Origin of the sequence: Flavobacterium sp. MEB061 (assembly GCF_000834715.1) — a bacterium.
Classification (GTDB): Bacteria; Bacteroidota; Bacteroidia; order Flavobacteriales; family Flavobacteriaceae; genus Flavobacterium; species Flavobacterium pectinovorum.
In genome coordinates this window covers 1-7,662 of sequence record NZ_JXQR01000029.1, presented here as the reverse complement: position 1 = coordinate 7,662, position 7,662 = coordinate 1, and the positions used below count along the sequence as shown (strand labels likewise).

General features: G+C 34.9%; 1 protein-coding gene and 1 pseudogene. Both read right to left on the bottom strand.

Translation table 11 applies throughout. From position 1 onward, the window contains the following. On the bottom strand, positions 1-6,260 hold a 6,260-nt coding region (locus tag RT99_RS15035; RefSeq protein WP_042565583.1), incomplete at its 3' end, for a hypothetical protein. A 135-nt stretch (positions 6,261-6,395) separates the two neighbouring features. After that, positions 6,396-7,662 (bottom strand): annotated as a pseudogene (locus RT99_RS15030) (hypothetical protein); the annotation flags it as partial.

Sequence of the window (7,662 nt, the reverse complement as noted above, 5' to 3'; positions counted from 1 at the left end):
GTTAATGTGTTTCCAGATTTAGTAATAGTTCCTGTTCCTGCTGTCAAAGTATGAGTATAAGCTCCTGCTGTTGCAATGCCTGAAACGGTGAAAGTTACTTTACCTGTTGAACCGCCTTTACACAATACATCGCTGTCTTTGTTAGCAGTAATTACTATTGGAGTAACCGCATTGATAATAAATGATTTATTAAAATAACATCCATTAGCATCAGTTGCTCTAAAATTGTAAGTTCCCGCTGCTAGTCCTGCAAAAACACCTGTAGTATTTGAAGTTACAGAAGCTGCTGGTGATGTAATTGAGTATGTTATAGTTCCAACACCATTTGTAGCTGTTGCTGTAACAGTAGTTGTAGTTGCTGTACAAGTAACTGCTGCAGCACTAAACGTGATATTTGTTGGTGGATTTAGTCTATTAATCGTAATAGTCTGAACACCTGTTTTACAACCCTGAGCATCTTTAACTACATAAGAAATAGTTTGATTAGTACCATTATCTGTAACAGATAATGTACGAGTACTTGTAAATGTTGTTCCTCCGTCAAAACTATATTCATAAGGAGCTGTTCCCGTTGTTGGAACTGCAATTGTAACAGTAGCCGCTTGTTTTACATTTGATGTGTTACATGTAAATGTAGTTGCACTTGCAGTAGCTGTTAAAGTAGTTGGTTGAGCAATTGTAATAGTTCCAACTGCAGATTTACAACCTTTACTATCCATTAACTGGTAAGAATAAGTTCCAGCAGCTAAACCAGTATAATTAGATTGTGCAATAAATGCGGTAGGAACAGGTGTTACTGTGTTATTGTAGAATAAATAAGTATATCCTCCTGAACCTCCTGCGCCAACTAATTGTACAGAACCCGTTGAAGCACCATTACAAGTAGCATCAACTTTTGTAGCAGTAACTGTTGGGTTTACGATTGGATTTATGATTGCGTTTACAGTAGTAATACATCCTTTAGAATCTGTAATTTCAAAAGTATAAGTATCTGCTGTACTTGCAGAATAAACAAAAGATGTTCCGGTTATGGCAATACTTGCTCCGTAAGCTCCTGCTCCTTTTTTCACTTTGTATGTAAAGGCACTGTTTCCTCCGGTAATATCAACCGTAATAGTAGCATCTGGAGATGCACTAGTACAATCTAATGTTTTTGAAATTGTAGCATTACCTAATAATTGAGGTGCAATTACAATATTATTTATTAAAGAAGTACAACTGTTGCTGTCTGTTACTACGATATTATGAGTACCAGGTCCAACATTTGTAAATGTATTTGAAGTTTGAGCAGGCTGTCCATCTAAACTATAAGTTAAAGCTCCTGTTCCTCCAGTTACTGAAACAACAAGTGTAGATTGATTAACCGTGTCATAACATAAATCTGAAGTCGCCGCCAATGTTGCCGTTGGTGGAACTGATGATGTTACCGTAACTACAGTCGAAGCCGGAGAAGAACAAGAGTTTGCATCACGGGTTACTACGGTATAAGTACCAGCAGGAACATTTGTGAAAACGCCTGAACTCTGGAATGCAGTAACTACTGTAGAACCATTTGATTGTCTTAATTCATATTGGTATGCAGGTGTTCCTCCTGATGCCACAGCGGTTATAGTTGCACCTGTAGTACATGTAGGCTGCTTAGTAACCGTAGCTGTAATTGTTACGGCTGTTGGTGCTTTTACTTGTTGTGTTAATGGTACAATACAACTTGTAGCAGAAGCATCAAAACGTACTTGAATATTATATGTTTTACTAGTTAATCCCGTAGCAGTTACCGGAGAAACTTTAGAGTTAATCCAAGTAGTACCATCTAACGAATAATCGAATCCGTAAGGAAGTTTAAAGTTTTGAGCAGAAATAGTGATTTCTCCATCATTACCTCCGTTACATTTAACATCTTTAAATCCTGTAACTGCTGCTGTAAACGCCTTATTACTATCAATAACAATTGGGAAATCTTTAGTTGCAATACATGATTTAGGTATTTGACGAACCCAGATATCATCTAAAAGAACATCATTACCATTAAATTGAATACTATACGAACGAATAACAAAACTTAAATTATTATAGGTTCCTGGGTTTAATGATAATTCTTTGTATTCCCATTTCTCAGATTTAGGAACTACCCATGGGTTTGCAGTATCTGTTGTTGCTACAATCGTTTCGGTACCACCTACTCCATTTAAGTTATTAACTAATTGGATTGTCAATTTTGGATCATCGTGAGTAGTTGATGTTTTAACAATTAGATTTTCAGCCCATAGTGAAATAATTACAGGTTGATTTACAATGACATCTTTAATTGGTTTGCTATATAATATTCCTCCAACTCCTGCACTTTTTCCAACATTTACACATAAAAATCTACCTAAAGGATCGGCCGGTAAGGTGTGATCTTTAGCAAAAATCCATGAATTTCCGAAATTGGTTTTAATCGAGCTAGCAGCAGCATATTTACCATCATTTATTTGATAGTCATTAATATCACCACATAAAGCCGGCCAACCTACAGGGTGGGGTGTTGTTTCATCTTCATAACAATAAAGTGGACTAATTCCAGGAATTGTTGTATAACCACCTTTACCGAAATCTTCTTGTAATAAGTTACTATAAGTAGAAACAGTAGTTACGTTATATTTAACAGAAACTGTATGAGATCCAGAAGGAACGTTTAAAAATACATTATTAGTAATTGGTGTATTAGCAACACCATTTAAATAATATTCATAAGAATAATTAGCAGATGTACCATTTGTAACTGTAACTGTACTTGTCGCACTACCATTACAATTAAATACAGGATCTTCTACTTTAATAGTTGGTTCCGACGGTTTTTGATCTAAAACAACATCATAAGGAATAGTGTATTCGCAACCTAAAGCATCTTTAATTTTTAAGATATAACTTCCTGGCAATACATCTTTTTCATTTGAAGCCTGCCATGTAGCACCACCATCAAAACTATATTGGTAAGGAGCAGTTCCGCCTTGTGCATTGTTGATTCTTAATTTACCACCTTGTTGAGAAAGTGTACAACCAGCCAATTCTGCAACACCACCTGAAGCAGTCACAGCAGAAGTTGGTCCTGCAATTATAACTTGTTTTGCAGGTTCTGTACAATATTTCATTTGAGGCTGAGACTGCCATTGTGGTATATATGAAATACCATATCTCACTATAACATTATATGTCCCTGGTTGTAAATTTGAGAAAACCGGATTAGTTTGATAAGTTCCTCCATTATTAATACTGTAAGACATACTATATCCACTAGCATTAGTAACGTTAACACTTATTTGAGCATTATCATTATAACAATTACTGTTTGTATTATTAATAATATAAGTTGGTTTTGCATTATTTGCAACAGTAATAGATGTTGTTGTTTCACAATTTTTAGAATCAACAACTCTAATATCATATTTACCCGGAGTTGTTACTATAATTTCATTTGAAGTTTGAAAAGTAGATGACCCATTTATAAAGTAAAAATATGGCGCATAATTTCCTCCAGTCGCTGAAATAACAATTTTTCCATCACTACATGCAGTTAATGGTTCTACTAAAGCAGCCGTTGCAACAATTTGACTTACTGGTTGCTGTATATAGATGTATTCAGAAACATCACAATTCTGTGTAGCATTAATAGGTCTGTTAGTAACTCTTACTCTATAAGTGATTCCCGGAGTTAAGTTATTAAATGTATAATCTGAGTCTGAAACCGGACCTACAGTATTAACCACAGTGTTACCATCATAAATGGTGTAATAATATTGAGGATCAATATTAAGCGCTCCAACCTTAATTGTTCCTTTTTCACCAAAACATGATGGCTGAGTTACAAGAGTGCTAATTTGTAAATCTCTTTTTCTGATCAAAATACCAGGAACTTTAAAAATACAAGGATTAGATGTAACACCAATTTGTCTAATATGAACAGTGTACGAATTTGGATTAGTAATAGTAAAAATATTACTTGTCTGATAAGCTCCTACAGCTCCGTTAGGATCAGTACTAAGAGCATATTCGTATCCTGCAGGAACACCATTAATGGTAATTTTTCCATTAAGTCCACAAATAATATCTTCATGTGTTTCTGTCGCATTTAATGAATTGGTAAAAACATTAAAGTAAAAACGGTTAAAACATCCACCGCTATAATTTAATGTTAAACGATATTGTCCTGCAATACTTGCTGTATAATTAGCACCACTACCAACAGAAGCCCATGTACATGAGGTGCTTTCGTTTGCACAATTCTGATTGGTTACGGCCGTACAACTTGCCTCGTTTAACTTTTCCCAAACAATACTTGTTGCATCCGAAATATTGGTTGTGATTTGTCTTGATGCATTAGCACCACACAAGAAAATATTAGGTAATTTTTTCCCATCATTGCTACAAGTTACTACCTGATCTGCAAAAGGAATAACCGGATTTTCTGTAGTATTACCAAATCTTGTTACAACAAAAGATTGATAAATAGATCTACAAGGCGCAGCTGCTAAATTGTAAACATAATAAGTACCAGGATTTTTTACATTAAAAGTTTGTCCTGTTCCTATTTGGTTTGTACGGGCTTCATCACTATACCATGTATAATTTGTATATCCGTTTGCTGCAACCAAGTTAATACTTTCTCCACATAAAGTAACATTTTCAGTAAACTTACAACCATCAACACCAACTAAAAAGTTAGTCGCTTTTGGAACAAGAATACATCCTGTGTTAGTGTTAACACTCGGATCATCAGAAATTGTAAAAGTCGTATTTTGTGTACCTTTATAAGTAGCATATGCTGAGTTATCAATACTGTTTGAACATGCCTCACTTAACATATGGCAATCTGGAACAACCTGAACCTTAAAACTGATAATTTTTTCAGGATCACCAACTTTAACAACGTTATTATTAACTGCAAAAACAATATTTCTTGTTGTTGGATTATAACTTTGAATCGTAACCCCTGATGGCAATGAAACAATATCCGTAGGGTAATTAAAAATAATATTTATTGGTAATTGATCCCTTATCGTAAAAGAGGTCGCATTATCATTTCCGGTATTTTTGAATCCAATCTCGTAATTTAACTGTTGGCCCAAGGTTACATTTTGACCACCTATATTAACCCCCGCAGCATTTTTTACAATTTTTGTCAGAACAATTTTAGGCTCAATAATTTCAACATTAAAGGCATTAAAAAAGAGTCCATAACCATCTCCTCCAGTACTAAGCTTTAATTGTGCCGAAGTATCATTGTTTTTAATAATGGAATTCGAGGCATTATTCAGATTAATAATACCCGCCTCAAAACCAAGCGTATTCCCGCTATTTGGATTTCTGCCAGCTAAAGGTCCATTAACATCATTAATTGTACTATTAAAAAAGTTATCTATTGCACGTTCTGTTGTAGATATATCTGTATTATTTATGGCATAACGATCACCTGTAAGGTTAACGTCACCCTCTAAAGCAGCAAATGCCAGCTTTGATTTAACAACTCCTGTTGGAATAGTTTTAAAACCCGAAATATCATATGTAACTGCACCACTATTAGCCTGAATCCAACGGAAACCATCAAAAGTTGTGATATATTTTGCAGATGACTTAGGATCTTCGTAAACAATAAATAAATTCCAGCCTGCAGAATATCCACCATTGATAGTACCTGTTGCAGCTATAATATTTGCTGCAGTATAAGTTCCCTCAGGATTTGCTAATGCCTGTACTAATGATGTCGCGTTATAGTAATACGCATAAGGCATCTGATCACCATTCGAAGTTGATGGATAGTAATCATATATTAATGACCCCGTAATACTATTATAGGTAGTCTGACCAGGAAGTTTAAATTTAATCGAACCTAAATTAGCACGATTAACACTTCCATTATCAACAGCACCCTTACTATAAATACCAGCCCAATAAAGTCCTGCATAAACAATTTTATAACATTCTCTACTACCAGTCGGGATAACTAAATTAGCCGAACTAGAGCTAAAGGTAGTATTGTCATTATCGACATCAACATACTGCATGTTGAGATCATTATTGTTTTTGTCAGTTGCATTAAAGGCGTCATTTGGCCGTTGACCATTCCTTACATCTCTATTCAAAATATTATTCCCTATCAAAAGCATATCACCCTTTAAACTCTGATCAAAGCGAGCGGTGAAATTTTTCTGAGAGAAGACAATAAAACTTTGTATAAAAAATAATACAACTAAAAGTGATTTTAATGTAGTAGGTTTTTTCATAGTATTATAGTTTCAGTTTAACTAATTGCCTGTTGAAGGGGCATTCAAAAAACAATTTTGTAATCTTATTTATTTTTAATTTTTATATGTCCTTCTAATAAAAGAAGTTGCCGTCCATATTATTATTTACAATTCTTAATTCTCCACTTTTACTATCGCCATTTTCCCGTTGTATGGCGCATTTCCTTTAGACTCCATTGCTTTTTGAGCTTCTTGTAATCCATCGACTTTTTCGTAATAGATGTAATATTTACTTGTTGTTACGTTGTAGAAGAAATTAACATCTGTACGTCCAGCGGCCACCGCTTTAGTTAAGAATTCATCTCTTTTTTCAACACTGCTGTGAACTGCAATAATCAAATAAAAACCGCTGTCAGCATTTTTAATATTTTTTATAATCTGCATGTTCGACTGGTCTTCACCAAAATCAAAATCACTTGCAGTTAACGGCGTACTACTTGGTTTCGTAGTTTCTTTTATACGTTTAAGAGCCGCTAAATCCTGTGCATATCTTCCTTGATCATTCTCATATGCTGCCTGCTTAATTCTTCGTTTCTTCTCAATTTCAGTTTCAGCTTTAATGCGTTCTAAATTCGCAAGTAATGCTGCACTATCCGCTTCCATTTTTAATTGTGCCGCTTTCAATTGGTTTATTTTTTCTAAATAAGCCCTGTTTGTTGCATCATTTTTATTAGGGAATTTTTTAAGTCTTTCGTTATATAAATTAGTTAGCCTTGCAATTTCATCTTTCTGAATTCTGTTTGCTTCAGCTATTTGTAATTTTAAAGCTTCTATCTGACTATTTTCAGCTGAAACACTTTTGAAAGGTTTTGGCTCTTTGTAAATTCCTTTATCACTTAAATCGTTTTCTTCTTTTAAGTCATCAAGATCTTTTTGTTTATTTGCCACACTAGCATTAAACTGTGTTAATAAATCATCTTGAGTTTTAGCAGATTCATCTAATGAAAGTGCTAAATTATCAATTGCCTTTCCTGCCTCATCTGTAGCAGCGGCTCTTGCAAGTGCATCTGCATCAGCTTTCGCTTTAGCGTCTGCAAGCAACTTCGCTTGTTGCGCTTCTTCAGCAAGTCTTAATTGTCTTACTTCTTCTTCGGCTTTCAGTTTTTCATTTGCTTCTGCATCAGCTTTCGCTTTTTGATCAGCCAATAATCTTGCTTGTTCAGCGGCCATATCAGCTTTGGCTTTTGCATCTGCAGCTAATTTTGCTTGTTGTGCGTCTGCATCGGCTTTAGCTTTTGCTTCTGCAGCAAGTTTAGCTTGTTGAGCTTCTGCATCTGCTTTTGCTTTATTTTCAGCAGCTAATTTAGCTTGTTGAGCTTCGGCGTCTGCTTTCGCTTTTGCTTCTGCAGCAAGTTTAGCTTGTTGTGCTTCGGCGTCTGCT